We start from the raw sequence: 24597 nt of genomic DNA, 5'->3' as shown, positions 1-24597 counted from the left end.
GACAGGTCCAAGCTGGAAATTCACTTCCCGCCGTAAAGTCTTGCCGCTTGTCAGTTGTGTCCAGCAGTGCATAAGAGGCGCAAAATCGACAATGGGAGCTTGCATGAAAAAGGCGTGGATCATTTTGGCAGCGTTGATTGCCGGATTGCTGATCGGGATGGCGGTTGGCGACCGGTCGCCGCTTTTCCACGATGCCGCTGATGTGGTTGGCACCATCTGGCTCAACGGCCTTCGGATGACAGTGATCCCGCTCGTCGTCGCCTTGTTGATTACCGGAATTGTACAGACAGCCAACGCAGCGAGCGCCGGGCGTACTGCGACACGATCGGTGATCACCATGATCTCCATCCTCGTGCTGGTCACCATCATGGCAGCGATTGTCACCCCTGCCCTGCTGGCGATTTTCCCGCTCGATCCGGATGCTGCACAAGCCTTGCGTCAAGCCATGGGCGCAGTCGAACCGGCTGCTGCGCCGCCGCCGTTCAGCGAGTTCCTGAAAGCGGTGGTCCCGACCAATCCGTTCCAGGCTGCGGCAAGTGATGCGCTGCTTCCGCTCATCATCTTCACCATCGCCTTTGCTTTCGCAATTACGCGGCTGGAGGCTGGCAAGAAGCAGATATTGGCGGGCTTCTTCGAAGCCATGGCCGAAGCGATGGTAACGGTTATCAGCTGGGTGCTCGCCCTTGCTCCGATTGGCGTATTTGCATTGGGCGTGGTGCTGGGGATGACGGCAGGCGCAGCTGCTTTTGGCGCGCTCGTGCATTATGTATTGGTAGTCACCGCCATCGGCACAATCATCATGCTGTCCGCCTATCCGGTGGCGATGTTCGGCGCACGTTTCAACCTGTTTGATTTTGCTCGTGCAGCGATCCCGGCGCAGTCGGTAGCGATTTCGACCCAAAGCTCACTCGCTTCGCTTCCCGCAATGGTGCAGGGAGCCAGGCAACTCGGCGTAGGTGCGCGCAGCACCGATATCGTCCTGCCGATGGCAGTCGCGATTTTCCGCGCAACCAGCCCGGCGATGAACCTGGCGGTTGCCATCTACGTCGCGCACTGGATGGGCATCGAACTAGGACCCGAGCAGATCGTCATCGGCGTTGCCGTGGCCTCGATCACCACGCTTGGCTCAGTCAGCCTTCCCGGCTCGATCAGCTTCATCGCAGCGATTGCGCCGATCTGCATCGCCATGGGCATTCCCATCGAACCGCTGGCCGTACTGGTTGCCATTGAGACATTCCCCGATATCATGCGCACATTTGGCAATGTAACCATGGATATCGCCGTAACCGGCACCATCGCCCGCGCAGAGGGCGACCTTGAAAAAGGAGAGGCAGCATGAAATATCGTGAATTAGGCCATGGCCTGAAAGTTTCCGCAATCGGTGTCGGCTGCATGCCGATGATCAAGGGCGGTAACATTCTCTATGGCGAAGCCGCCGATCCGGATGAGGCGATCAAGACCATCCACCGCGCGATCGATCTGGGCATCACCTTTTTCGATACTGCGCAGATCTATGGCCCGTTCCAGAATGAGGAACTGGTCGGCGAAGCGATCAAGGGCAAGCGCGACGGGTTGGTGATCGCGACCAAATTCGGTTTCCGTTTTGATGGCAAGCAGATCGTTGGTGTTGACGGCTCTGCGGCCAATGCAAAGCAGTCGGTCGAAGGTTGCCTCAAAAGGCTGGGCATCGACTGCATCGACCTTTTCTACCAGCACCGCGTCGATCCCAATGTGCCGATCGAGGAAACCGTCGGCGCGATGGCAGACCTCGTCAAAGAAGGGAAGATCAAGCATATCGGCTTGTCCGAAGCTGGCCCCGCGACATTGCGCCGGGCCGCTGCAGTCGCCCCGATAAGCGCGCTGCAGAGCGAATATTCGCTTTGGGAGCGTGACATCGAAGAGGATATCCTGCCCACCTGCCGCGAACTCGGCATCGGCTTTGTGCCATATTCGCCGCTCGGGCGCGGGTTCCTGACAGGATCGATCCGCAGCCTTGATGATCTGCCCGAAAATGACTGGCGCCGAAACGATCCGCGCTATCAGGGCGACAATTTCACAGCCAATTTGAAAGTTGTGGATGCCGTCAGCGAAGTCGCGGCCAAACATGGCGCGTCGAACGCGCAGGTAGCGCTGGCATGGCTGCTGGCACAAGGTGATGACATCGTTCCCATCCCGGGCTTCAAGCGCCGCGTCACTATGGAAGACAGCGCCAGGGCCGCAGATGTGACATTGGATGCGGACGATCTGGCCAAGCTCGAAGCCGCCGCACCGCGCGGTGGAACGGCTGGACCGCGCTATGGCGAAGCAGGCATGCGGATGGTCAGGCTATAGACCGACCCAGCGGTAAATGCCTGCCCCATAATTGCCGAACAGATTGTGCGCCCAGGTGGCCGCAAGCCAGAAGATTACGCCGATGAGCAATATGCGTGGCTCAACCTTCGCCAGTTGCGACAGGCGCGGTAGGAAGCTCGTCTGCCGTTCCCACTTGACCCAAGCGTCCCCGAGTGAAGCTTCTTTCTTGCGATCCTGCCCGTAAGAACCGGCTAGCGCTAGGAACACAAGGCTACCGTTAAACAGGAAAATGTCCATGCGCGGCGCAACCAGCATGTGCGACAGCCCCCATAGCGCAAATCCCCACATCATCGGATGGCGGGTGACGCGGAAAACGCCAGTAGGCACTTTGGCCGCTAGCGTGCGGATCATATCGCCATCGGGATCAGGCATTGCAGGATTGCCACGATGGGACCCAACGAACAGGATTGCCGCGAGCAAGGTCAGTATGCTCGCGACGATCCATATGGCATTGGTCGGAGCCCAATACAGCTCACCCACAGGCGCCTGCGAAAACGCCCAGATCATCCAGCCAAAACCCGCTAACGACACCAGCGAGTAAACGCCGAGAAAGCCCTTTTCACCAAGTCGCCCAATCATGGGTCGACGCAAGGGGTGCGACATCAGGAAATGGCTGCCCACGAAAAAAACGCAAGCCGTCAAAAGCGGTGCCAGACTATCCATTTCCCCATCCCATCCTTGAACCGGAGCCCTGAGCCTGTCGAAGGGCGTTTTACCGAGAGACGTGCTTCGACAGGCTCAGCACTACGGTGATGTATCAACCCACTTTAATCAATGTTCATAGGCTTTGGGCAATGCCCCTTCCTGCGGTGTACGATAACGGTCACGCAGCCTGTCTTGCCTGTTACCGAGCGGCTGTTCGACGCCATCAATCAGAACATGCGTCGGTGCGCTGGTCAGTTCGAGCGGATCGCCATCCCAAACCACCACATCTCCCGCCTTGCCAGCTTTCAAGCTGCCCAGGCGGTCGCCTACGCCGAGGATTTCGGCGGGGGCAGAGCTGATTGCAGCGAAGGCCTCATCCCATGTCAGGCCGCTGGCGCGCGGGACGCGCTGCAGGCTGACAAGGTTGCCGGCATATTGGGTGGTGTAGCGCAGCTGGTGCGAATCCCGGTCGTTGATCATCCCGATCGCCACCTTGACGCCAGCATCTTTCATACGTCCGATGTTGGACTGGGTGGCTCCCAGCATTTCAAATGTCGCAGGCAGATCGTTGAGCGCCGAAGCGATGACCGGCACGCCAGCCTGGGCCAGCTGCGAAGCCACCCGCCAGCCCTCGCTGGCACCAACGAAGACCATCTTGATCGCCGGAAATTCGCGTTTGAGCTCAAGCAGGCGAAGAATATCGTTCGCGCCCTCGACATGGATAAGCAGGCGCTGTTCACCGCGTAAAACGGCCTGCAATACGCGCGCATCTTCCTTCTTCAGCAGATCGTCGTCAAAGGCATCGGCACCCGCAGCATGATCCTGTGCTTCGCGCAGCATGGCGCGGAAGTGCAGATGATTGCCTGACCGGCTGCCGCCGGAAGCCTCTGCCCCAGCCTCACCAAATTCGACGAACTGGAAGGCACGCGCCCGCGTGACCGGATCGGTATCGGCACCCAGATCGGCAATAGCGCCCTGCCCCGCAAATATCCGGTCGCCTCCCTCGGGGGCGACCACGGCGCGGGTCACCCCGGCGCTGCGGTTGACGGCGATGGGGGAACGGAACGGATCGATTGCGGGTGCAACATCGATGGCAGCCGAAAAGCCGCTCTTGCCGCCGCCCTTGTCATTCGTGCCGTTGACCGCGTCGACCTCCGAAAGGCCAAGGCGGCTGAACCCGGCAAAAACGCCCGGCGTCACCCATTTGCCCGTTGCGTCGATAGTGCGCGCACCAGTGGGAACGGCTACACCCTTGCCCGCGGCAACGATGGTTCCATCGCGAACGACAACAGTTCCGCCTTCCATCGGGGCAGAGCCGTCGCCAACAACAAGCTTGCCGCCGGTAATGGCAATGGTTTCCGCAGCCGCAGGTGCAGTAAGCGACGCAATTGCGGCTGCAGCCAAAAGAAGATGCCTCATTTCACATCTCCTTCGCCGGGCTGGCCAAGTTCAAAGTCGCTCACCGGCCTGCGCTTTGCGTCGCTGGCATCGAACAACAGCGCTCCATCGACCCACACCTTGTCGGGTCGCGAATAGACCGACAATGGGTTACCGTTCCACAGCACAAGGTCGGCCATCTTGCCCGGTTTCAGGCTGCCGGTCATCTTGTCGATACCCAATGCCTTGGCCGGATTGTAGGTCAACCAGCTGATTGCGGTGGCATCCGATATCTGGAAACCCATGCGGCGGCCATTGGCCAGTGCCTTGGCTGCTTCCTGATTCAAACGCTGGATCTGGTTTTCATCATCCGAATGGATGATCACGCAGGCGCCCGCATTTTGCAATATACCTGCATTTTCGGGGATCGCGTCATAGGCTTCCATCTTGAAGCCCCACCAGTCGGCCCAAACTGCAGAGCAAACTTCATTTTCTTTCAGCAGGTCACCAATTTTATAGGCTTCGACTGCGTGGTGGAAGGTTGATACCTTATAGCCAAATTCCTTCGCCATATCGAGGACGATGGCCATCTCGTCGGCGCGATAGCAGTGGTTCTGGATCTTGATATCGCCATCCAACACGCCTGCGAGCGTTTCCATGCCGATGTCGCGGGTATATTCCTTCCCGCTGTCACGTTTTTTCTTATATTCCTGCGCCTTGATCCATGTTTGGCGATTGACCGCAAGATTGCCCATACGGGTCGAAGGCATGCGCCCCTTCGCGCCATAGACGCGCTTGGGATTTTCACCGCACGCCATTTTCAGGCCATAAGGGGCTCCCGGAAACTTCATTCCCTGTACCGTGCGGGCATAGACATTTTTAAGCACCACCGAACGGCCACCCATCAGGTTCGCCGATCCGGGCAGGACTTGGAGCGACGTCACGCCGCCATTGGCCAGCGCGCGGCTGAAGCCCGGATCCTGCGGCCAGACGCTATGTTCGGCCCAGACTTCAGGTGTGGTCGGAGACGTCGCTTCATTGCCATCATCATGCGCCGCGACCGACGGTGTCGGATAATCGCCGAGGTGCGAGTGGATATCGATGATGCCGGGCGTCACATATTTGCCAGCCCCATCAAACACAGCAATATCTGCCGGTATCGGAGTATCGGGGCCACCGACCGACTGGATCTTGTCGCCCGCAAAGAACACCACGCCATTGTCGATACGTCCGCCTTCACCATCAAAAATGGTGACATTGCGGATCGCCGTCGCCATCCCCGGATAAGGCTTATAGGTCGATGGATAGGGATCCTTGTTCAGCTTTGCCGGCTTTTCAGCAGGTGCCGCCGCCGAAGCGCTTTTGGGCGCTTCGGCGGTGTTCGAGCAGGCAATCAGGGCAAGCGGGGCGGCGAGGATAGACCAGCGGAACCGTTCCCTCATCTTCAGGCCGCCTTGTCCGCTGCAGGTTCCTCATCCTTCAGCGTATCCAGGTGCATCCAGCGCTTCACCATCGGCGACAGCAGGAGGACGACAACGGCAACGCCTATAGATATCCATCCGAACAGCTCATAGACGTCGAGCAGGCCCTGTTTGGTCATCTGGCCATCATGTCCGCCAGTGGCCTCACCGATCTTACCGGCTACGAAATTACCAACCGCAGTCATGTAGAACCAGGCGCCCATGATGAGCGAGGCGAGGAATTTCGGCGCAAGCCGGTTCATCGCCGACAGCCCGACGGGCGAGAGGCAAAGCTCTGCAGTCGTTGCCAGCAGATAATAGGCGAAGACCAGAATGACAGGCGTCATCGCTGCGACGCCGAAGGCTTCAGCGCCCCATACCAGCACCAGATTGGCAAAGCCCATTTGCAGCAATGCTAGACCGAATTTTGCGGGTGCTGAAGGCTCACTACCCCGCTTGCCTAGCCAAACCCAAAGGCCAGCAAAGACCGGCGCAAAAATCATGATGATAATCGGGTTGATCGACTGGAAGATCGCCGCAGGAACACCGCCACGATCCACAAACCGGTCGGTGAACAGGTTCATCGAACCACCTGCCTGTTCGAACAAACCCCAGAACAGCGGATTGAGCGAAATCAGGAACAGGATGGCAAACATGCGTTCACGCGGTTCCTTGTCCAGCTTGAAGCTTTCGTACAGCACATAACCAAGCAGTGAGACGCCGGAAACAACCAGCAAGCCCTGGATGACATCCTGATACTGCACCAGCGCCCAGATCACCGCGACCGATGCCAAGCCAATGCCGTAAAGGGTCATTTCCTTTGACTTTGTAAGCGGTGCAGGCGCTTCACCGGCGCCATTGAGGGCCTTCTTACCCAGCACGAAGACAACCAGACCGGCAAGCATGCCGATACCTGCAAGGCCAAAGCCCCAGCCCCAGCCAATGGTTTCACCCAGATAGCCGACAAGGATTGTACCGATCGCGGCACCGACATTGATGCCCATATAGAAAACCGTGTAGGCACCATCGCGGCGGATGTCGGTCAGCTTGTACAACTGCCCGACCATCACCGAGATATTGGCCTTCAGGAAGCCCGAGCCGACAATGATGAACGCCAAGGCGGCCCAGAATATGTTGATCGTGGGGTCGCTCTGTCCGCCTACACCCTCAACCGCCATCAGGGTGTGACCTGCCGCGAGCAAGAGCCCCCCAAACAGCACTGCCTTGCGCTGCCCCAGATATCGGTCGGCCAGATAGCCACCTAAAACAGGGGTGATGTAAACCAGACTGGTATAGGCACCATAGATCAAATTGGCCTTGCCATCGCTGAACAGCCAATGCTTGGTCAGATAGAAAATCAGCAGCGCGCGCATGCCGTAATAGGAAAAACGCTCCCACATTTCGGCGAAGAACAGCATGTAGAGCCCCTTGGGGTGCCCCGCAAATTCCGGTTCTTTCTGAATTGCGATTTTCGCGCCAATGGCGAGGAAAATGCCCAAAACGACGACGGTAATTGCAGCAATCCAGTCGCCTTCGACCCAAAGACCCATCGGTTTCATTCCGTTCACGCGAAACCCACCTTCCCAATTTTTGTTTGCTTCGCCCCTCCCCGGAGGCCATTGGGTAGGCAACCTAACGGAAAAATTGCGCCTGTGAAGAATTTTGTTGCGCTTGTTACCGCTTTTCGGTGAACGAAGGGCCGATGTTCAACGACCAAAGCTCACTCACCGCCTATCTTGCCTCCCGCCGTTCCGGCAAACCCCGTGACATGATCGCACCCGGGCCTGACGTCGGCCAGCTTGACGTCATCCTCACGCTCGCAATGCGCACGCCCGATCATGGCAAGCTCTTTCCCTGGCGCTTTGTAAAAATAGAGGATCGCCAAGCCTTCGCAGCACTGCTGGAGAAAGCATTTCTTACGTCCAATGCAGACGCCAGACCAGCGCAGATCGAGGCCGCAATTGCGCCAGCCTTCATGGCGCCGACGCTGGTCGCCCTGCTCTGTGCCCCACAGGAGAGCGCTAAGATTCCGGCGTGGGAACAGCAGTTGAGCGTCGGCGCGGTCGGGATGAACCTGCTGCACGCGGCGCATGCGCATGGCTTTGTCGCAAGCTGGATCACCGGCTGGGCCAGCTATGACCCTATTGTCCGCGAAGCCGTGTGCGATGGCGAGGAGCAGATTGCCGGGCTTTTCTACATCGGCACTGCAAGCCAGCCACTCGAAGAACGCCCTCGACCGGATCCTCAAAACATCATCCGTCATTGGCCCTGACTGCACAATTTAATCGCTAGGTTAAACTTGACGCGACATACTGTGTTATGGCAGTAAGGTGGTCATGAAAACCGAGAGCAAGCCCGTATATCTGAAACTGCGTGACGAGATCGCTGCAGCCATTCTTGATGGCCGCTTTTCAGAAGGTGACATGCTCCCCTCGGTCCGTGCCTTTGCCGCGCAGCAGGGTGCCAATCCGCTGACGGTGGCCAAGGCCTATCAATTGTTTCAGGACAATGGCTTGGTTGATGTGAAGCGCGGTGTCGGGCTGTTTGTAGCCCGTGGGGCGGTCACACGCCTGCGCACCACCGAACGCGACCATTTCATCAGCCATGTCTGGCCCGAAGTGCGCGCGCAGATGCAGCGCGCGGGAATCGATCCGGCGGAATTGCTCGCGCTTTCTTAAAGTTTCTGCGCTGCGCGGTAATCGCGCGCGATGTCCTTGTCGTCAGGCGCCAGCTTGCTTGCCTTGCGCAATAAGTCGCGGGCGCGTTTGGCATCATCACCCTGCAGCATCACTGCCCGGCCATAAGCATAGGTCGTCATCACATTCGCTGGATCAATCCGATAGGCCAATCGCGCTTCTCGCACCGCCTCATCATGCTCACCCAGCGCGGTCAAAGTGCGTGCGATATTGGCGTTCAACACAGAATCGTTGAAGCCGGTCCGCGCACGCATGCGGTACAAAATAGGCAACGCCTGATCCCACAGCTTTCGATCGATCAGATCAAAGGCGGCCAGCCTTTGACCTGGCAAACTGGATGGGTTGTAGACCAGATATTCGGCAATCACATTGCTGGCCGCATTGGCATTGCCAGCACCGCGATACGCCGCGACCAGCCGCCCCAGCACGGCATCATTCAGGGCAACCTTGCGGGCCTTCTCATAGGCCGCAATCGCCCCTACCCTATTGCCAGCTGCAAGTTCGACATCACCCGCTATCAGCTGGGCCTCGACCACGCCGTCATTTCCGGCGACCAGCGGAGATATGGCTTGGCGGGCTTGTCCAAATTGCCCTGCGGACAACAAAAGGCGCACATAGGGCAAAACCTTGCGCGCATTTTTGGGCTCGCGTGCGGCCTCTGCCGCAGCCGCACCCAACGCCTGTGTTTCAGCAAGCGCCAAGGGAGTGGTAATCGATGGATAGGCTGCCCTGTCCAGACGGAACGCGGCGGCATCACGCTCGCCCAACGCTTCCAATATGCGGCCAGCAAGCACTATGCTGTAGTGATCGGCATCTTCGCGGTTGGCGACGGGTGCAATTGCATCCCATGCTGCTGATTGGTCACCGGATCGGTGAAGCGCGCGCGCAAGCAAAGTACGCAGTTCAATATTATGTGGCTGTGCGGAAACCAGTCGCGTCAAGATTTCGATGGCGGTGTTGAAATTGCCCAATTCATATTCGCTGACCGCGACAAGCATTTGCGGCCCCGGCAGTTCGGCGAAGCGCCCGCCGACTTTTCCCATGATGCGTCGGGCGAGCGCATAATTCCCGGCGCGCGCCGCCAATATAGCCTGCATATAGAAAGCTTTGGCATTTTTTGTGTCGAGCGTCAGTATCTTGCGCGCCTGCACTAGCATTTCGCGATAGCGGCCCAACTCACCCAGCGTCGTGCCATATTCTTCAAGTGACGGCACGTCATTCGGGTCGATTTGCAATCCACGCTCAAACCAGGGCAACGCCGCCGCCAGCCCGAACTGGTCGCGCACCACACGACCACGCAACTCAAGTGCCCGCACATTGGCCGGGTTCAACGCCAACGCCCGTTCAAGCGCCGCCGTCGCCCCGCCCAGATCCGAAACCACGTAGCGCAGCCGCGCAACCTCGGTCCACAGACGATCATCTTTGGGTGCGAGTTTGAGACCGCTATCGAACGCCTGCCCGGCCGCAATGGTATCACCCTGGTCCATATAGACACGGCCCAATATGCGAAAGGCATAGGGCATGTTGGCGCGGGCCACAGTTTTTTGGGTCAAGGCCGTCTCTGCCTTGCCGGTCTCACCCGAAAGCCAAAGTGCGTGACCCAGAAGGTGGCTGTAAGCCGTCTCGGGCGCTCCCAGTTTTATGGCCTTGTCGATATGTTCGCGGGCCGTCTCCGGATCGAAAAGTTCCAGCGAAACTTCAGCCAGCTTCAGCTGCGCCTCGATCCATTCGGGTTCTGCGGCTGTTGCGTTGAGCAGTTCGACCTTGGCTGACCTGAGGTCGCGTTGATCAATATGATTTTGCGCGGCCTCAAAAGCTTCGCGAGCGTCGTCGTCAATCGCCGCGTGAGCAATGCCCGCCAGTAACGCAATCGCCAGCACGCTCCGCAATCCCGAAGTCAGCAACTGGCGAGAGGCGTGGGGCATCAGACATGGATCTCATATTGTTTCAGGAGATCATAAAGCGTTGGTCGACTGATGCCCAGCAGCTTGGCAGCGTTGGAAATATTGCCTTCCGTGCGCGCAATGGCCCGACCTATAGCCCGCCTGTCCGCGGCTTCGCGTGCCGCCTTCAGGTTGAGCAACCGGTCATCGTCATCGATCAGATCAAACTGGAGATCATCGACCGTTATGAACTTGCCCTCTGCCATGATTACGGCACGCTTTACACGGTTTTCGAGCTCGCGGACATTGCCTGGCCAATCCCATTGATCAATCGCGGTCAGCGCGCTTGAAGCGAAACCCTTGATCGATGGATTCATCTCTCGGGCAAAGCGGCTCAGGAAATGCTTCGCCAGAAGGACTGAATCACCCTGCCGTTCAGCCAGCCGGGGGATATGCACCGGAACTTCGGCCAGACGGTAATACAGGTCATCGCGAAATGTCTTGTCCGTGATCATCTGGTTAAGATCGCGGTGCGTCGCACAGACGATGCGAACATCTACCGGAATGGTTTTCCGCCCGCCAATGCGCTCGATAACGCGTTCCTGGATAAAGCGCAGCAATTTCACCTGCAGCGGCAATGGGATATCTCCCACTTCATCAAGAAACAGCGTGCCGCCATTGGCCAATTCGATCTTGCCTTCGGTGGTCTTGATTGCGCCTGTAAAAGCACCTTTTTCATGCCCGAACAGTTCGGACTCAAGAAGGGTCTCCGGGATTGCGCCGCAGTTAATTGCAACAAAGGGTTTGCCTTTACGCTCGCTCGCGTCGTGCAGTCCGCGCGCCAGCAGTTCCTTGCCGGTGCCGCTGGCCCCCAACAGCATAACCGACGCATTGGTATTGGCCACCCGCTCAATCGTACGCGCGGCCTTCAGCATTTCGGGGGACGCGGTGATCATCGAACCGAACAGCATTTCACCATCAGACGCTGGTGCCTGTGCCTTCTGGTTCTGCAACTCAAGGTCACGCACATGGAAGGCGCGCTTTACGATCAGGTGCAGCTCATCGATATCAACGGGTTTCTGGTAAAAATCCCACGCCCCGGCAGAGATGGCATGCAGCGCGCTCTCTTTTGCATTGTGACCGGAAGCAACGATCACCTTGGTATCCGGCTTGATCAACAGCATTTCTTCTAGCGCGGCAAAGCCCTCGGTCACGCCGTCAGGGTCAGGCGGAAGGCCTAAATCGAGTGTCACCACGTCGGGTTCTTCCGCGCGCAGCAACGCCATCGCCTCGGTACGGTTCGACGCGCAAAAGACCTCAAAATCCTCATAGGACCATTTCAGTTGCCGCTGCAGCCCCTGGTCGTCCTCGACAATCAGCAGTTTTTTCTTTGGCTGTTCCATCGTCATGCCGCCTCTTCGATGTCGTTGACTTGTGCCGCTTCTTTTGCCGCTGGGAGCAGCAGCGTCATTCGTGTGCCCTTCCCTACGCGGCTATCGACATGCAGATGCCCACCTAGCGACTGTGCCAACGCGCGGGCTTCATAAGCGCCGATGCCAAAGCCGCCGCTTTTGGTGGACTCGAACGGTTTGAAAAGCTGGTTCGCCACAAAGACTTCCGTCATGCCGCAACCCTTGTCCGTCACCCTGATGGCAACCCAATCATCCTGACGCGCAGCACTGACTCGAATCGGGGATCCGTCGTCGGTCGCATCGATCGCGTTCTGGACCAAATGGTTCAAAATGGTTTCGACCCGACCTGCATCCGCCATCGCGAGCAATCCCGGTGAAAAATCGGACTCAATCGGGTAGATCAACCTCTTTCCATGGATCACAGCGCTCACAGTCGTTTCGACATCCATCGGTGCGATCGCCGAATGGCGGGTCTGGCTGTGCTGCGACAGGCGAGCGAGCAGATCGTTCATCTTGCCAACCGAACCTTTGAGAGTCTCTATCATATCTGCCTGGAAATCAGGATTGCTCGCATGTTTTTCGGCATTGCGCGCGAGCAGACTCAGCTGGCTGACGAGGTTTTTGATGTCATGCATCACAAAGGCAAAGCGCCGGTTGAACTGTTCGAACTGCCGGCTTTCGGTCAGCTGTTCCTGGCTGGTCGCTTCGGCCAGATAGCTGGCAAGCTGGCGACCGACCACACGCATCATGTCCAGATCTTCCCAATCGAGCGACCGTTTGATCGGGGGTTTGGCAAGCACCGCAATGCCGGCAAGACGCCCGAAATGCACCAGCGGGATTACAGCCCAAGCACGTGTTTCGTCATACAACCATTGGGGAATCGCCGATTGATCAACCCGGTCATCGGTGCCTTCGCGCACTTCGTCCATCAACAATATATGTCCGGTACGTTCGAAGAAGGGCACTGTCTGCGAATTGCCTGCATAGGTCGGGATTTCGGCCGTTGGCCAGTTCCAGCGTGCCTGCAACACCAACCGCGATTCGCTGTCGCGGGTAAGCAACAGGCCAGCAGGTGATTCAAAAATGTCGGCCAGCGACTTGATAACCCGTTCGTGAAAAGGGGCGGCATCACTCGGGAACCCGATTGTTTCGGCAAAGCGCATCCATTCAGCCCGATAATCATAGCGGTGCTGGAAAAAATTCTTGGCGATAACGACATTCAGCCAGGCGCGGAACTTGCCGGACGGCAGGATCAACATGGCCCCAAGCGACATGGCAAAGATCAGGGTGATCTGGGCCATCCGTACATAACTGCCGCCCACAAGCTGCAACCCTGTCGCGAGCAGCACCATGCCAAACAGATAGGCGCCGATTGCGAGCAAAGAGACTGATTGAAACGTTACCGACCGCGATAGGCGAATCCGCCAACTGCTGTTGCGCCGCGTCCCCATTGCGAACACCGGCACCAGAATTGTCATGATCAGCCCGCGCATGGCGATGAATTCGGCGGGCCAATCACCCGAAAGATAGCCGATGGTGTAGAGGTTCAGGTCGTACATCCAGGTCGCGGCAAGCGCGGCCATGGGCAAGCTGATTCCCCAACGGGCCTCCGGTGCGGATACGGTGTATAGATTGTGGACCAGCACAATCGCCCCGATCGCGAAAATCATGCGCAAGAGCTGGACCGATTTGGCGGCTGCCGCGCTCGCCTGGGCATTGTCCGGGAAGGTCGCGAGCAAGGCAAAATCGATAACAGGCTGCAGCAACAGCGCCAGAAACAAGGCTCCGTAAAGGATCTTGATTGTGCGCGGGTGCGAATTGCCCTCACCGTTGAGCAGTAGCGCGTAAAGGAAGCCCAGCCAGCCAAGATTGCGCAGTGTCTCGCCGCTTGACGCCAGCAGGCTACCCGGCCCGCCCAGGATCGTGGCAATGCCCCAAAATGCCGTAACCGAAAGCGCAGCGATGAGTGCAATTTGCTGTCGGCTTTTGCCACCGAACTGCTGGAATACCCAGATGGCCAGCGCGGCATATAAAAAGCCGACCGCTGCATGGCCCCAAAAGCCGACCCAGGCGAGCGCTCCGCCCATTTCAGCGCGCTCCTTCCGGCCAGATGACCACGCGGATCGTCTGCAGCAGGATTAAAAGGTCGAGGAACGGCGTATAATTCTTGGCGTAATAGAGATCATATTCCAGCTTCTGGCGGCTGTCGTCGATCGACGCGCCATAGGGAAAATTGACCTGTGCCCAACCGGTGATGCCCGGCTTTACCATGTGCCTTTCGGCAAAATAGGGCAGCTGCTGTTCAAGGTCGGCCACAAATTCGGGCCGTTCCGGACGCGGGCCGACAAAGCTCATATCGCCCTTCAACACACACCATGTCTGCGGCAGCTCGTCTATGCGAACCTTGCGGATGAACTTGCCTATCCGCGTCACACGATCGTCGTTCTTGGCAGCCCAGATTGCCTTGCCATCTGCCTCTGCGTCGGCGCGCATGGAACGCAATTTGATCAGGTCAAAAGAAACGCCATAACGGCCAACACGTTGCTGGCGGTAAAAGGCAGGGCCTTTGCTTTCCAGCTTCACCAGCAGGGCAAACAGAAGGATCACGGGCAGCGTCAGCGCCACAAGGATCGCACTCGCGGTAATATCGAAGAGCCGTTTGGCAATTCCAGACAAACGTCGGCCCGATGAGAAGCCATCGGAGAAAATGAGCCAGCTTGGGTTGACGCTATCCAGATCGACGCGCCCGGTTTCACGCTCCAGAAAGCTGGAGATATCGTTTACATGGACACCCGTGGTCTTGATCCGCAGCAGATCCTGTAACGGCAGCGCGTTACGCCTTTCTTCAAGCGCCAGCACCACCTCACTCGCCCCAAGTTTCACGACAAAATCGGCAAGGTTGTAAATCGCCGAACGATTGATCGCTTCGGGGATGATACGCTTGGATTCGTCCATTGCGATGAAGCCGACAACAACAAAGCCGGAACCGCGCCGTGCCTCCAGATCCTTGATCCGCTGCGCCCGCTTCCCTGCCCCGAGCACCAGCAGACGGCGCTTAAAGCTCTCTCCGCCGATCAGGCTCCCCAATATCATGCGGCTGAGAGCGAGATAGGCGAACGACAGCACCATCGCGTAAAGTGAGTTGGAGCGCCAGAGCGTCATCCCCGGCAGCGCGAACGCCATGATTGCCATGAAGATAACACCGAGCGACACCGCAACGATCAGGCGGGCAATGGCGAAACGCAGCGACTGCAAGGCTTCGGCGCTATAGACGCCCACCGCCATTGCGGCGAGTTGCACGGCGGCGGCAAAAGTAACGAGCGGCCAGATGCGATTGCCAATATAGTCGACATGCATGCCGATCTGGTTGGCACGGATCACCCATGCGGTTTCGGCGGCAACCAGCAACAGGCACAAGTCCACCAACGCCAAAAACAACACGGCGTAGGGGACATAATGCTTGAACAGCCTGATCATATGTGGGCGCGACCTGCCATAATCTTGCACGATAGATAGCGGGCAAAAGTAAAGTGTCGCTTAATTTTACACTTCTTTATAAAGCGACATTTTATCAGGGATTTAGTTCCAACACCAACTGTCAAAAACTGCGACAGTCGGCGATTGCGGAAATAGCCGCCATCGAATAGGAATCATTTATGAAAATTACACCGGTGATCCTCTCTGGCGGCGGCGGCACGCGGCTTTGGCCGATGTCGACCCCTGAATGCCCCAAGCAGTTCCTGAAACTCGCTGACGATGCGACGATGTTTCAGATGACGTTGGCGCGGGTGATGGACCGGGATTTCTTCGGCCCGCCGCTAATCGTCGGCAACGCCGCGCATGCCGCCTTGATCGAAGAGCAAGCGCGTGAGGCAGGCGTGCCAGACGCCCTCACCGTCCTTGAACCCTGCGCCCGCAACACCGCGCCTGCCATCGCCCTCGCCGCGCTCGCGGTCGATGACGCCAAGGCCCCATTGCTGGTGATGCCGAGCGACCATCTGATCGCCGATGTTCCTGCCTTTCACGCCGCGATCATGGCTGCGCTGCCTCTGGTCGAGGATGGCTGGCTCGTCACCTTCGGCATCACCCCCACCGCGCCCGAAACCGGCTATGGCTATATCCGCATCGGGGAGGAATTGACGGCGGCGGTATCGCGCGTCGAACGCTTTGTCGAAAAGCCCGACGCCGCCACCGCGCAGGCGATGATCGATGCAGGCAACCATGCGTGGAATGGTGGCATCTTTCTGTTCCGCGCCGACATCTATCTCGGCCGGCTGGCGAGCCTAGTACCCGACATGCTGCACGCCGCACAAGCCGCGATGGACGGGGCCAAACGGCAAGGCGCGATGATGCGCCCGCAAGAATCCGCCTTCGCCGCCTCCCCCGCCGACAGCATCGACTATGCCGTGATGGAAAAGGCAGACCGCGTTGCCGTCGCCCCGGTCAGCATCGGCTGGTCCGACGTCGGCAGCTGGGACAGCCTGTATGAAATCAGCACAAAGGATGCGGCAGGCAACAGCATTCAAGGCGAAACCCGTCTGCTCGATAGCCACAACAATCTGGTGCGCAGCGACGGCCTGCGTATCAACCTGATCGGCGCGCACGACCTGATCGTTGTGGCGCATGGCAATGAAGTGCTCATCCTGCCGCGCGGGCACAGCCAGGATGTGAAGAAGTTCAGCAGTTAGGCGGGCACGCTGTCCGCAAACCAGCGCCGCCCAAACCAGAAGGCGACGTTGACCAGCAGGATCAGCACCGGCACCTCGACCAGCGGCCCGATCACCGCTGCAAATGCCACCGGGGATGCAAGTCCGTAGGCCGCAATCGCAACTGCAATCGCCAGCTCGAAATTGTTGCCCGCCGCGGTAAATGCCACCGCCGTGGTGCGCGGATAGTCGCTCTCGATCAGCTTGCCCATGAAGAAGCTGATCGTGAACTGGACCACGAAATAGATGGTCAGCGGGATGGCGATGCGGATCGTATCCCCCGGCAAGGTCAGTATCTCATTCCCCTTCAGGCTGAACATCGCGACGATGGTGAACAGCAGAGCGACAAGGGTGACGGGGCCGATCTTCGGCAGGAAGACATGCTCATACCATGCCTCCCCTTTGGCTTTGGCCAGCCATTTGCGCGTCAGGAACCCGGCGAGGAAGGGTATGCCGAGATAGATCAGCACCGCCTCTGCAATCGTCCAGAAACTGACATTGACGACGCTGCCCTCCAGCCCGAACAGCGGCGGCAGGAAGGCAAGGAAGAACCAGGCATAGACGCTGAAAAACAAGATCTGGAAGATCGAGTTGAACGCCACCAGCGCCGCAACATATTGGTTGTCACCCTTCGCCAACTGGTTCCACACGATCACCATCGCGATGCACCGCGCCAGCCCGATCAGGATCAGGCCGGTCATATATTCAGGCCTATCCGACAGGAAAATCACTGCAAGCGCGAACATCAGCACCGGGCCGATGATCCAGTTCTGCACCAGCGAGATCGCCAGCACCCTTTTATCCTCAAACACGCGCGGCAATTCTTCATAGCGCACACGAGCGAGCGGCGGATACATCATCAGGATCAGGCCGATGGCGATGGGGATATTGGTCGATCCCCAGGACAGGCTGTTGATCGCCTCGGGCAATCCGGCAAAAGTTGAGCCCAGACCAACCCCCAGCACCATCGCCATGAAAATCCACAGCGTCAGATAGCGATCAAGGAAAGACAGCCGCTTCAAATTGCCTTCAGTCATTTCAGGCTGCCCCTTCCATTGCACCAATCTCTGCCAGAGCCTTTTGCGCTTCCGCGTTGTCCATTGCCTCAAGGTCGAGCGCCATGAACGCCTTCACCCGCATTTCAAGCAAGCGCCAGGCCTCCTCGAACGCCGCATCGACCTCGGCCTCGCTACCTTCAACATCTGCTGGATCGGGCAGCCCCCAATGCGCTTTCAACGGGCTTCCGATGAAGACCGGACAGACTTCGCCCGCCGCATTGCCGCACACGGTAATCGCAAGGTCGATTTGCGGCGCATCGGCTGCGCTGAATTCATCCCAGCTTTTCGATCGGAAACCCGACACATCAATCCCGCGCCGCGCGAGCAGGCGGAGCGCGCCGGGGTGTGGCACACCCTTGGGCTTGCTCCCTGCGCTAAAGCCGCGCACGCGCCCTTCCCCATGGAGGTTGAACAAAGCCTCCCCCAATATCGAACGGGCGCTGTTGCCGGTGCACAGCACCAGCACATTGCGTATCTCGGGCATTCAGAACCTCAGCCGCAGCAGCCAGTGTTGGTGGCGGCGGGCGCAGCCGCTTCCTGCTTCGGCGCGCAGCAGGCATTGGCCGCGGCATTGGCCGAAACCAGCTGCTGCAATTCAGGATTGCCGCCGTAAACGGTTGCTTCGCCATTGGTGAGGAAAGCCTCCCACACCACGCCATCGGGGTCGGCGATCCAGCTTTTTTCCGATTGCGCATAGCAACAGGTGGTCGCGCCTTCCTCCAGCACCGGGCGGTCGGCGGCTTTCAGACGACCATAGACTTCGGCGAGCTCGCCCTGGTCCTCAACCTGGATACCCAGATGCTCAATGCCCTTCACCGCGCCGCATTTCTGCGAAATGGCAAAATTGATGCGCGGATCCTCCAGCATCCATTTGGCATAATCGGGCTTCACCACCGAAGGCTCCTGCCCGAACAGGCCCGAATAAAATGCGATAGAGGCGTCGAGTTTTTCGACCCCGACATGCACGTGAAAGCGTTTCATGCACTTTTCCTTTCATCGGATATGGCGGGCGCACAGCCAGACGAAGCATCGTCCGAACCGCAAACCGCACCCGCACAGCAATTTTCCATGAGGTAACCGATCAGCCCGTTCATCGCGGCATAATCGGCGGAGTAGATCAACGAACGCCCCTGCCGCTCCTGCCGGATCAAACCGGCATGGCTCAATTGGGCAAGATGGAAGGACAGCGAGCTGTTCGGCACCGCAAGCCGCTCCGCCAGCACCCCGGCAGGCAACCCCGAAGCCCCCGCCTGCACAAGCAAGCGAAACGCCGCCAAGCGATGCTCCTGCGCCAAGGCCCCAAGTGCCCGGATAATAGTGTCGGCGTCCATAACGACTCCTTATTTCGATATTCGTTGAAATATCGAACCATAGAAGGGAGTCAAGAGATATTTCGAGATTATTGGAAATATAAAGGCTGGCCCGGGTATGGGAGCTTGAGGCCGACAAGCAAATTTGAACGCTTCCGCTTTATATGGCGGCGCGATGCAGGTCCTTTTGCTTGCTTATCCACATTTTGAGTAACCGCACTCCAAACATTTGTTGCAGCCCTCTTCGCGTATCATGCCTGTCGCGCTGCATTGAGGGCAAATCGGACCGTGGGGAGCTGCGACCTGCTGAGTCGAATCTGCTTTGTAAATTACAGGAAGTTCTAATTGCCCCGGTGCAAATTGATGAAGATGCTTTTCGATTACCCCGCCAATGGCGGCCAGCAATGACGGAACATATTTGCCGTTCATCCATGAACCACCTCGCGGGTCGAACACGGCCTTTAATTCGTCTGCGACAAATGACACGTCACCTCCACGTCGAAAAACAGCCGAAACCATCCGGGTAAGGCCCAGCGTCCAGGCATAATGCTCCATATTTTTGGAGTTGATGAATATCTCGAACGGACGAACCGCTCCTTCAGCCTCAATGTTGTTTATCGTCACATAAACGGCATGTGCGCTGTCGGGCCATTTGAGTTTGTAGGTTGTTCCCTCTAGCGCATCGTCGCGCTGTTCCAGCATCGGCGGGTTCGAAATAGGCGCTTCAGCAGGCGTAACGCTCAGCACAGATCCTGTCACCGCGTTTGGCCGGTAGGTCGTGAGCCCCTTGCACCCGCGCCTGTAGCCCTCAAGATAAACATCAGAAAAATCTTCAAAGCTGATGTCTTCGGGAACATTCACCGTTTTCGAAATCGAACTGTCGATCAACATTTGTGCAGCCGCCTGCATGCGCACATGAGCGGAAGGGGCCAGGGATTGCGCACTCACAAACAGTTCGTCGGGCGGTACGACGTCACCCTTCACTTGACGCCAGGCGCGCAGAGCATAGTCCTCCACCGTTTCATGGCGCGCTGATCCGTCGGGGTTCAGGATACGACGCTGGTAGGAATAGGCGAATACGGGTTCAACGCCCGATGACACATTTCCAGCGAGCAACGAGGTTGTGCCGGTGGGCGCTATTGAGGTCAGGCAACCATTGCGCAATCCATGCTTCGAAATCAGCGATCTCAATTCCACATCAAGCGCCTGCAAATTCGGCTGATCGAGTATCGCAGGGTCATAAAGGCTAAATGCCCCTTTCTCTTCCGCTAGCAGGGCCGAGGCGCGATAGGCTGCGTCGCGAATAACCGTCAGCCAGCGTTCTGTCAGCGCTATTGCCGCATCGCTGCCATAGGCCCGTCCGCAGAACAGTAATGCGTCCGCCAGACCGGTAATACCAAGCCCTATCCGACGTTTCGCTTTTGCCTCAGCCTCCTGTTCTGAAAGGGGGTAACGGCTAATATCGATGATATTATCAAGAAAGCGGACGGCTGTAGCCGTCAGATCTGCCAGCGATGCCTCGTCGATCGATGCTCCCTGCTCAAAAGGAATGTCGACCAGTGCCGCTAGATTGATTGAGCCGAGCAGGCATGCTCCATAAGGCGGCAGCATCTGCTCGCCGCATGGGTTGGAGGCGCTGATGGTCTCACAATATGCAAGATTATTTTTATGGTTTACCCGATCAATGAAGATCACACCCGGCTCGGCCACGTCATACGTCGCCTGCATCAGCTTTTGCCACAATTCGCTCGCCTGCACAGTGCGATAGGTCTCACTACCGAAAACGAGCGGCCATTCCGCATCTCGTTCCAAAGCCTCCATAAAGGCATCGGTGACCAAAACTGAAAAGTTGAAATTGCGAAAGCGGCTGCCGTCGCGTTTGGCATCGATAAAATCTTCGATATCGGGATGGTCGATACGCAGACAGCCCATCATCGCCCCCCGCCGGGCACCCGCCGAGTGAACTGTCCGGCACATCGAATCCCAGCAATCCATGAACGACATTGGCCCTGAGGCGTCAGATCCCACGCCTTTAACCTCTGCACCCTTGGGCCGGATCGTCGAGAAGTCCATCCCGACTCCTCCGCCTTGCTGCATCGTCAGCGCCGCTTGCTTCAAATGATCGAAAATGCCTTCCAGGCTGTCGGGAATAGTACCCATGACAAAACAGTTGAATAACGTGACGGCACGTTCGGTTCCCGCGCCCGCCAATATCCTTCCGGCCGGGATGAACTGCATCTTGGCGATGGCATCTTCAAACCGCGCTTGCCACACGGGGCGCTCAATTTCACTTTCATTGCTTGCCGCGGCTTTGGCTACTCTGGCGGCAGTAGCTTCAAAATCAACATCACCGGGAAGATCGCCTTTGCCGCTGAAACGATACTTTGCTGCCCAGATCTCTTTGGCTATCGCAACATCGAAAAACATGTGATCCTCCAGTTTGTTCAACAGTCATAGGATCAGCGCGCGCTCACTAATTGATGCAAATCAATTCAAATAATATATATCAATTAAGCCGCTGCCTTTCGTCATCAGCTTCACTCCCCCGCCCAGACAAAGGGCGTCAATCCCCGTTCGCGTTCGTTGAACACAAGCACCCGACCTGCGGGCGGCGCGCTGCGTTGGGGGCAATCGGGGCGGGTGCAGGCGCGGCAGCCCAGGCCTATGGGGGTGGCCTCCCCCGCGCTCAGGTCTATTCCGCGCGCGGCGGCGAGCGGCGCGGCGAGTTGCGCGTTCAGCCCCAACCCAACGGCAAATTCGGCGCGGATGCCGCCTTCCCTGCCCGCCTGCGGTTGCACGGTGCGCGCGATGGTGAACCAGCGGCTGCCATCCTCCAGCTCGACCATATCCTTTACCAGATGGCCGGGCCGATCGAACGCGGTGTGCAGCCGCCATAAGGGGCAGCGCGCGTCGCTTTCCACCAGCGGCGATGCGCTGGCCCCGGCATAGCGTTTGCTCGATTGCCCTGCCCGGTCGATGCGCAGCATGAAGAATGGCAGGCCGCGCGCGCCGACGCGTTGCAAGGTGGTCAGCCGGTGCGCGACCTGTTCAAAGCCCGCGCCGAAGCGCCGCTGCAGCAGCTCTATGTCATAGCCCGTACCCTCGCATGCACGCAGGAAACGGGCATAGGGCATCATCAACGCGGCGGCGAAATAGCTGGTCAGATGGCGGCGATAGAAACGCTCGCTCGCGCGTTCGGCAAAGTTCGCGCCTTTGACCAGACCGTCAATCTCGGCACGCGCCTCCAGCGTGGCAAGCTCGGCTGCTGCGGCAAAGGTGCGGCTGGCGGGATCGAGCAGCTCGGAAAGCTGAAGCTGCCGCGCGTGCAGATCAAGCCGCTTCAGCCTGTCAGGCAGCACATCGACGGGCAGGATGCGGATGGAGAGCTGGTGCTTGACGCGGAGGCGTTCTGCGATGGCGCCATAAAGGTCGGCATTGGCAAGGCGCAGCTCGTCCGCAAGCGCCTCTGCCTGTGCGTCGAGATCGGCAAAATGGTTGCGCCAGCGTTCGATTTCCGCGCGGACGGCAGCGATGGCGTCGGCCTCTTGGCGCTCGCCTGCGCCCGACAGCCGGTCAAAGGCGCGGGCGAAGGCTTCGGCGGCATCGGGGGCGGCGGCGATCCAGTCCTCCAATTGCAATTTGTCGAGGTTGAGATCGCCGAATAGCGGGTCGGCGAGGCGCCGGCGGAGCGCCTCCACCCCGCCGCCGGGGGTTGCGCCGGTCAGGCTGCGCGCATCGAAATCGAACCGCTCGGCAAGACGCAGCAGGATCGCGGCGGTCAACGGGCGCTGGTTGCGCTCGATGAGGTTGAGGTAGCTCGGCGAAACCGCCAGCGCCTCCGCCATCGCGGTTTGCGTGAGGCCATTGGCGCGGCGGATACGGCGCACGGCATGGCCTGCGAAAAGTTTCTGCTCGGTCATAGGCGTAACTTATGTCAATTTATTTACAATATTACAAGCATGGGCGCATTTTGTGCGACGCACACACAACATTTTTGACAAATCTGACTCACAGGAAGGCCGCCTACATAGGTAAGACGTCTCCATATCAGACCTCCCAAACAAGGATTTGTCACAATGACCTATCAGGAAGAAATCAAGGCAGCTGGCCAACTCATTGGTTCGCAAAACGGAACCTGGGATTCGATCAGCCCCGAATCCGTCGCCCGCATGCGCCTGCAAAACCGTTTCCAGACCGGTCTCGACATCGCCCGCTACACCGCAAAGATCATGCGCGAAGACATGGCTGCTTATGATGCCGACCCTGCCAACTACACCCAATCATTAGGCTGCTGGCACGGCTTTATCGCGCAGCAAAAGATGATTTCGGTGAAGAAGCATTTCGGCACCACCAAGAAGCGCTACCTCTATCTTTCCGGCTGGATGATTGCCGCGCTGCGCAGCGAATTCGGCCCCCTGCCCGACCAGTCGATGCACGAAAAGACCAGCGTTCCCGCACTGATTGAAGAACTCTACACCTTCCTGCGTCAGGCCGACAGCCGCGAACTCAACCTGCTCTTCCGCGACCTCGACAAGGCACGTGAAGAAGGCAATGCGGCGGCTGAAGCCGAACTGCTGAACAAGATCGAGAATTACGAAACCCACGTCGTTCCGATTATCGCCGACATCGACGCAGGTTTCGGCAATGCCGAGGCAACCTATCTGCTCGCCAAGAAGATGATCGAAGCCGGTGCCTGTGCCCTTCAGATCGAAAACCAGGTTTCGGACGAAAAGCAGTGCGGCCACCAAGACGGTAAAGTCACCGTTCCGCATGAGGATTTCCTGCAGAAGATCCGCGCCTGCCGCTATGCCTTCCTCGAACTCGGTGTTCCCGATGGCATCATCGTTGCCCGCACCGACTCGCTCGGCGCTGGCCTGACCAAGCAGATTGCAGTGTCGAAGGAACCGGGCGATCTGGGTGATCTGTATAACAGCTTCCTCGATTGCGAAGAAATCGACCCGGCAACCGCGCAGAATGGCGATGTCATCCTCAACCGCAACGGCAAACTGCTGAAGCCGAAGCGCCTGCCTTCGAATCTTTTCCAGTTCCGTTCGGGAACCGGTGAAGACCGCTGCGTGCTCGATTGCATCACCTCGCTGCAGAATGGCGCCGACCTTATCTGGATAGAAACCGAAAAGCCGCACATCGAACAGATTGCTGGTATGGTCGACCGTATCCGCGAAGTCGTTCCCAATGCGAAGCTCGCCTACAACAACTCGCCCAGCTTCAACTGGACGCTCAATTTCCGCCAGCAGGTGTTCGACGCCTGGACCGCAGAAGGCAAGGACGTGTCGGCCTATGACCGTGCGAACCTGATGAGCGCATCCTATGACGAAAGCGAACTGGGTATCGAAGCGGACCGTCGCATCCAGACTTTCCAGCGCGATGCTGCAAAGCGGGCGGGCATCTTCCACCACCTGATCACCCTGCCGACCTATCACACCGCAGCACTCAGCACCGACAACCTTGCCAAGGATTATTTCGGCGAGATGGGAATGCTTGGTTATGTCGCAGGCGTGCAGCGCAAGGAAATCCGCCAGGGCATCGCCTGCGTCAAGCACCAGAACATGTCCGGTTCCGACATTGGCGATGACCACAAGGAATATTTCGCCGGTGAAGCTGCCCTGAAGGCCGGCGGCAAGGACAACACCATGAACCAGTTCGCCAACGCGGCCTGATTTAACCGTCCAAAAGGAGT

General features: G+C 58.2%; 20 protein-coding genes. 6 read left to right on the top strand and 14 right to left on the bottom strand.

Translation table 11 applies throughout. From position 1 onward, the window contains the following. Nucleotides 1–103: 103 nt before the first annotated feature. Together PKC81_RS06255 and PKC81_RS06250 are read left to right on the top strand one after the other, a co-directional pair. Nucleotides 104–1339, top strand: coding sequence for a cation:dicarboxylase symporter family transporter (locus PKC81_RS06255; RefSeq protein ID WP_324334194.1), 1236 nt, complete (start codon nucleotides 104–106; stop codon nucleotides 1337–1339). Further along, nucleotides 1336–2331, top strand: coding sequence for an aldo/keto reductase (locus tag PKC81_RS06250; protein ID WP_324334192.1), 996 nt, complete (start codon nucleotides 1336–1338; stop codon nucleotides 2329–2331). Before PKC81_RS06255 ends, PKC81_RS06250 begins: the two co-directional genes overlap by 4 nt. Here the strand turns inward: PKC81_RS06250 and PKC81_RS06245 are convergent. From PKC81_RS06245 to PKC81_RS06230, 4 genes are all read right to left on the bottom strand, one after another. Next, nucleotides 2326–3015 (bottom strand): NnrU family protein, encoded by a 690-nt coding sequence (locus tag PKC81_RS06245; protein ID WP_324334190.1) that lies wholly within the window; start codon nucleotides 3013–3015, stop codon nucleotides 2326–2328. The two genes, PKC81_RS06250 and PKC81_RS06245, sit on opposite strands and share 6 nt — an antisense overlap. A gap of 108 nt (nucleotides 3016–3123) precedes the next feature. Next, nucleotides 3124–4416 (bottom strand): amidohydrolase family protein, encoded by a 1293-nt coding sequence (locus PKC81_RS06240; protein ID WP_324334188.1) that lies wholly within the window; start codon nucleotides 4414–4416, stop codon nucleotides 3124–3126. Further along, complete coding sequence (locus tag PKC81_RS06235; protein WP_324334186.1) at nucleotides 4413–5816, bottom strand: amidohydrolase; 1404 nt, start codon at nucleotides 5814–5816, stop codon at nucleotides 4413–4415. Before PKC81_RS06235 ends, PKC81_RS06240 begins: the two co-directional genes overlap by 4 nt. Nucleotides 5817–5818: 2 nt before the next feature. Next, nucleotides 5819–7393 carry a peptide MFS transporter gene (locus tag PKC81_RS06230; RefSeq protein ID WP_324334215.1) on the bottom strand — a complete coding sequence of 525 codons (1575 nt, stop codon included), beginning with the start codon at nucleotides 7391–7393 and terminating at the stop codon, nucleotides 5819–5821. A 143-nt stretch (nucleotides 7394–7536) separates the two neighbouring features. Between PKC81_RS06230 and PKC81_RS06225 the strand changes: the two genes are divergently transcribed. Further along, complete coding sequence (locus PKC81_RS06225; RefSeq protein WP_324334213.1) at nucleotides 7537–8106, top strand: nitroreductase; 570 nt, start codon at nucleotides 7537–7539, stop codon at nucleotides 8104–8106. Between the two features lie 64 nt (nucleotides 8107–8170). Next, complete coding sequence (locus PKC81_RS06220) at nucleotides 8171–8512, top strand: GntR family transcriptional regulator (protein ID WP_324334184.1); 342 nt, start codon at nucleotides 8171–8173, stop codon at nucleotides 8510–8512. On the opposite strand, the gene PKC81_RS06215 is transcribed toward PKC81_RS06220, so the two are convergent. Genes PKC81_RS06215 through PKC81_RS06200 form a run of 4 tightly spaced genes read right to left on the bottom strand, consistent with a single transcriptional unit; the run spans nucleotide 8509 to nucleotide 15302 of the window. Next, nucleotides 8509–10455 carry a tetratricopeptide repeat protein gene (locus PKC81_RS06215; RefSeq protein ID WP_324334182.1) on the bottom strand — a complete coding sequence of 649 codons (1947 nt, stop codon included), beginning with the start codon at nucleotides 10453–10455 and terminating at the stop codon, nucleotides 8509–8511. The genes PKC81_RS06220 and PKC81_RS06215 overlap by 4 nt on opposite strands. Further along, nucleotides 10455–11816: a PEP-CTERM-box response regulator transcription factor gene (gene prsR, locus PKC81_RS06210; protein ID WP_324334211.1), complete on the bottom strand. Its 1362-nt coding sequence runs from the start codon at nucleotides 11814–11816 to the stop codon at nucleotides 10455–10457. The genes PKC81_RS06215 and prsR overlap by 1 nt, the downstream gene beginning before the upstream one ends. 2 nt (nucleotides 11817–11818) lie before the next feature. Continuing rightward, the gene (gene prsK / locus PKC81_RS06205; RefSeq protein WP_324334180.1) at nucleotides 11819–13912 is read right to left on the bottom strand and encodes an XrtA/PEP-CTERM system histidine kinase PrsK; all 2094 of its coding nucleotides are present in this window, start codon (nucleotides 13910–13912) and stop codon (nucleotides 11819–11821) included. Between the two features lies 1 nt (nucleotide 13913). Beyond that, entirely contained in the window at nucleotides 13914–15302 is a 1389-nt protein-coding gene (locus tag PKC81_RS06200; protein ID WP_324334178.1) for a TIGR03013 family XrtA/PEP-CTERM system glycosyltransferase, read from the bottom strand. A 179-nt stretch (nucleotides 15303–15481) separates the two neighbouring features. On the opposite strand from PKC81_RS06200, the gene PKC81_RS06195 reads away from it, so the two are divergent. Next, on the top strand, nucleotides 15482–16513 hold the full coding sequence (locus tag PKC81_RS06195) for a mannose-1-phosphate guanylyltransferase/mannose-6-phosphate isomerase (protein WP_324334177.1): 1032 nt from the start codon (nucleotides 15482–15484) through the stop codon (nucleotides 16511–16513). On the opposite strand, the gene arsB is transcribed toward PKC81_RS06195, so the two are convergent. From arsB to PKC81_RS06165, 6 genes are all read right to left on the bottom strand, one after another. After that, nucleotides 16510–17568: an ACR3 family arsenite efflux transporter gene (gene arsB / locus PKC81_RS06190; protein ID WP_324334175.1), complete on the bottom strand. Its 1059-nt coding sequence runs from the start codon at nucleotides 17566–17568 to the stop codon at nucleotides 16510–16512. The genes PKC81_RS06195 and arsB overlap by 4 nt on opposite strands. A gap of 1 nt (nucleotide 17569) precedes the next feature. Beyond that, entirely contained in the window at nucleotides 17570–18073 is a 504-nt protein-coding gene (locus tag PKC81_RS06185) for an arsenate reductase ArsC (protein ID WP_324334173.1), read from the bottom strand. A gap of 8 nt (nucleotides 18074–18081) precedes the next feature. Then, a complete protein-coding gene (locus PKC81_RS06180) occupies nucleotides 18082–18570 on the bottom strand; it encodes an ArsI/CadI family heavy metal resistance metalloenzyme (protein WP_324334171.1) in 489 nt (162 codons plus the stop codon). Continuing rightward, nucleotides 18567–18920, bottom strand: coding sequence for a metalloregulator ArsR/SmtB family transcription factor (locus PKC81_RS06175; RefSeq protein WP_324334169.1), 354 nt, complete (start codon nucleotides 18918–18920; stop codon nucleotides 18567–18569). Before PKC81_RS06175 ends, PKC81_RS06180 begins: the two co-directional genes overlap by 4 nt. A 174-nt stretch (nucleotides 18921–19094) precedes the next feature. Next, the gene (locus PKC81_RS06170; RefSeq protein ID WP_324334166.1) at nucleotides 19095–21326 is read right to left on the bottom strand and encodes an adenosylcobalamin-dependent ribonucleoside-diphosphate reductase; all 2232 of its coding nucleotides are present in this window, start codon (nucleotides 21324–21326) and stop codon (nucleotides 19095–19097) included. A 110-nt stretch (nucleotides 21327–21436) separates the two neighbouring features. Next, the gene (locus PKC81_RS06165; protein WP_324334164.1) at nucleotides 21437–22819 is read right to left on the bottom strand and encodes a short-chain fatty acyl-CoA regulator family protein; all 1383 of its coding nucleotides are present in this window, start codon (nucleotides 22817–22819) and stop codon (nucleotides 21437–21439) included. Between the two features lie 156 nt (nucleotides 22820–22975). On the opposite strand from PKC81_RS06165, the gene PKC81_RS06160 reads away from it, so the two are divergent. Continuing rightward, nucleotides 22976–24577 carry an isocitrate lyase gene (locus tag PKC81_RS06160; protein WP_324334162.1) on the top strand — a complete coding sequence of 534 codons (1602 nt, stop codon included), beginning with the start codon at nucleotides 22976–22978 and terminating at the stop codon, nucleotides 24575–24577. Nucleotides 24578–24597: the final 20 nt, after the last annotated feature.

It is taken from the genome of Sphingorhabdus sp., from assembly GCF_035329025.1.
Taxonomy (GTDB): Bacteria; Pseudomonadota; Alphaproteobacteria; order Sphingomonadales; family Sphingomonadaceae; genus Sphingorhabdus_B.
Note: the sequence above shows the minus strand (reverse complement) of the source record. Positions and strands in the feature narration are given on the sequence as shown.

What these genes read in the sequence shown, in the direction of transcription:
- PKC81_RS06255 (WP_324334194.1), top strand. Translation starts at nt 104, where the DNA reads ATGAAAAAGGCGTGGATCATTTTGGCAGCGTTGATTGCCGGATTGCTG.
- PKC81_RS06250 (WP_324334192.1), top strand. Translation starts at nt 1,336, where the DNA reads ATGAAATATCGTGAATTAGGCCATGGCCTGAAAGTTTCCGCAATCGGT.
- PKC81_RS06245 (WP_324334190.1), bottom strand. Translation starts at nt 3,015, where the DNA reads ATGGATAGTCTGGCACCGCTTTTGACGGCTTGCGTTTTTTTCGTGGGC.
- PKC81_RS06240 (WP_324334188.1), bottom strand. Translation starts at nt 4,416, where the DNA reads ATGAGGCATCTTCTTTTGGCTGCAGCCGCAATTGCGTCGCTTACTGCA.
- PKC81_RS06235 (WP_324334186.1), bottom strand. Translation starts at nt 5,816, where the DNA reads ATGAGGGAACGGTTCCGCTGGTCTATCCTCGCCGCCCCGCTTGCCCTG.
- PKC81_RS06230 (WP_324334215.1), bottom strand. Translation starts at nt 7,393, where the DNA reads ATGAAACCGATGGGTCTTTGGGTCGAAGGCGACTGGATTGCTGCAATT.
- PKC81_RS06225 (WP_324334213.1), top strand. Translation starts at nt 7,537, where the DNA reads ATGTTCAACGACCAAAGCTCACTCACCGCCTATCTTGCCTCCCGCCGT.
- PKC81_RS06220 (WP_324334184.1), top strand. Translation starts at nt 8,171, where the DNA reads ATGAAAACCGAGAGCAAGCCCGTATATCTGAAACTGCGTGACGAGATC.
- PKC81_RS06215 (WP_324334182.1), bottom strand. Translation starts at nt 10,455, where the DNA reads ATGCCCCACGCCTCTCGCCAGTTGCTGACTTCGGGATTGCGGAGCGTG.
- prsR (WP_324334211.1), bottom strand. Translation starts at nt 11,816, where the DNA reads ATGGAACAGCCAAAGAAAAAACTGCTGATTGTCGAGGACGACCAGGGG.
- prsK (WP_324334180.1), bottom strand. Translation starts at nt 13,912, where the DNA reads ATGGGCGGAGCGCTCGCCTGGGTCGGCTTTTGGGGCCATGCAGCGGTC.
- PKC81_RS06200 (WP_324334178.1), bottom strand. Translation starts at nt 15,302, where the DNA reads ATGATCAGGCTGTTCAAGCATTATGTCCCCTACGCCGTGTTGTTTTTG.
- PKC81_RS06195 (WP_324334177.1), top strand. Translation starts at nt 15,482, where the DNA reads ATGAAAATTACACCGGTGATCCTCTCTGGCGGCGGCGGCACGCGGCTT.
- arsB (WP_324334175.1), bottom strand. Translation starts at nt 17,568, where the DNA reads ATGACTGAAGGCAATTTGAAGCGGCTGTCTTTCCTTGATCGCTATCTG.
- PKC81_RS06185 (WP_324334173.1), bottom strand. Translation starts at nt 18,073, where the DNA reads ATGCCCGAGATACGCAATGTGCTGGTGCTGTGCACCGGCAACAGCGCC.
- PKC81_RS06180 (WP_324334171.1), bottom strand. Translation starts at nt 18,570, where the DNA reads ATGAAACGCTTTCACGTGCATGTCGGGGTCGAAAAACTCGACGCCTCT.
- PKC81_RS06175 (WP_324334169.1), bottom strand. Translation starts at nt 18,920, where the DNA reads ATGGACGCCGACACTATTATCCGGGCACTTGGGGCCTTGGCGCAGGAG.
- PKC81_RS06170 (WP_324334166.1), bottom strand. Translation starts at nt 21,326, where the DNA reads ATGTTTTTCGATGTTGCGATAGCCAAAGAGATCTGGGCAGCAAAGTAT.
- PKC81_RS06165 (WP_324334164.1), bottom strand. Translation starts at nt 22,819, where the DNA reads ATGACCGAGCAGAAACTTTTCGCAGGCCATGCCGTGCGCCGTATCCGC.
- PKC81_RS06160 (WP_324334162.1), top strand. Translation starts at nt 22,976, where the DNA reads ATGACCTATCAGGAAGAAATCAAGGCAGCTGGCCAACTCATTGGTTCG.